The 1226-nt window shown below is 61.7% G+C and carries 1 protein-coding gene; it reads right to left on the bottom strand.

Translation table 11 applies throughout. The features are described from left to right. Window positions 1-7 precede the first annotated feature (7 nt). Window positions 8-1168 carry an IS30 family transposase gene (locus KAK07_RS25055; protein ID WP_210857345.1) on the bottom strand — a complete coding sequence of 387 codons (1161 nt, stop codon included), beginning with the start codon at window positions 1166-1168 and terminating at the stop codon, window positions 8-10. Between the last annotated feature and the right edge of the window lie 58 nt (window positions 1169-1226).

Genomic DNA, 1226 nt, shown 5'->3' with positions numbered 1-1226 from the left:
GGCGGATTCAACTGGTCAATGCAACGGTCTGGCTGAACATCTCAGCCGGCGTCCTGAAGCCGAGGGTCTTCCTCGGCCGCTCGTTCAATTTTCGGGCCAACGAGTTGAGCACGTCTTGTGAGTAGCCCGAGATGTCGATGCCCTTGGGCATGTACTGTCGCAGAAGCCCGTTTGTGTTCTCATTGCTGCCGCGCTGCCATGGACTGCGCGGATCGCAGAAGTAGACTTGGATGTCAGTGGCCAGCGTGAAGCGCTTGTGATCGGCCAGTTCCTTGCCGCGATCCCAGGTCAACGACTTGTAGAGTTCTTGGGGCAGCGCGCGGGCGTGGTGGATCAGCGCATTGACAACGGTCTCGGTATCCTTGCCGGCCACCTTCACCAGCATCACGTACCGCGTCTGGCGTTCGACCAACGTAGCTATCTGGCTGCCTCGACTGCCGAACAGCAAGTCACCTTCCCAATGGCCAGGCACTGCGCGATCCTCGACTCCGGGGGGCCGCTCGCTGATGGGGACGGCGCCGACGATTTGACCGTGGCCTTCAGTCTTCTGCGTGTGGTGGCGTGATCGGCGCATGGCACGGGTGCGCCGCAAGTGCTCCAGCAGTTCCTTCTTCAAGGCGCCGCGTGCCTGAATGTAGAGACTGCGGTAGATGGTCTCGTGTGACACATGTAGGCTCTGATCGTCCGGATAAGTATGCTTGAGCCATCCTGCGATCTGCTCTGGCGACCACAGCTTGCGCAGTTTGTCGGACACGATGTTCGCCAACGCAGCGTTCTCGGTCAGTTTGCAGCGCTTGGGGCGATGCGCTCGCTCCAGGGCCGCCTCGTCCGCCTGGGTTGCGCGGTAGCCAATCCGCCCGCCGTTGCGGTTGACTTCACGGCTGACCGTCGACGGCGCCCTGCCGATTCGAACTGCGATCGATCGAATGGAATGACCTACGGCCATGGCCCGCGAGATCTCCTCGCGCTCGCCCAGCGACAAAGCCAACCGTGAGCGGTGCCGCTGACGCGGCGCGATCCCGCCTGACTCAGCAAGAATGCGCTGCACCGACGAATGTGCCCGGTCAAACAGCTGGGCGATCTGCTGCAGCGACCAGCCTTCTTTCCAGCGTGCCCACATCTGGGCCTTCTGGGCATCCGTGTAGTAGATCCGAGGTCGCTGCTTCATCGCAACACTCCTTCCGCCAGGCGGTCATAGTGTGTTGCATCGATCGGTTGAATCCGCC

The sequence above is a fragment of the Ideonella alba genome, assembly GCF_018069875.1.
Taxonomy (GTDB): Bacteria; Pseudomonadota; Gammaproteobacteria; order Burkholderiales; family Burkholderiaceae_C; genus Ideonella; species Ideonella alba.
Note: the sequence above shows the minus strand (reverse complement) of the source record. Positions and strands in the feature narration are given on the sequence as shown.

Excerpts from the sequence above, each read along its gene's own strand:
- KAK07_RS25055 (WP_210857345.1), bottom strand. The coding sequence starts at position 1,168 with ATGAAGCAGCGACCTCGGATCTACTACACGGATGCCCAGAAGGCCCAG.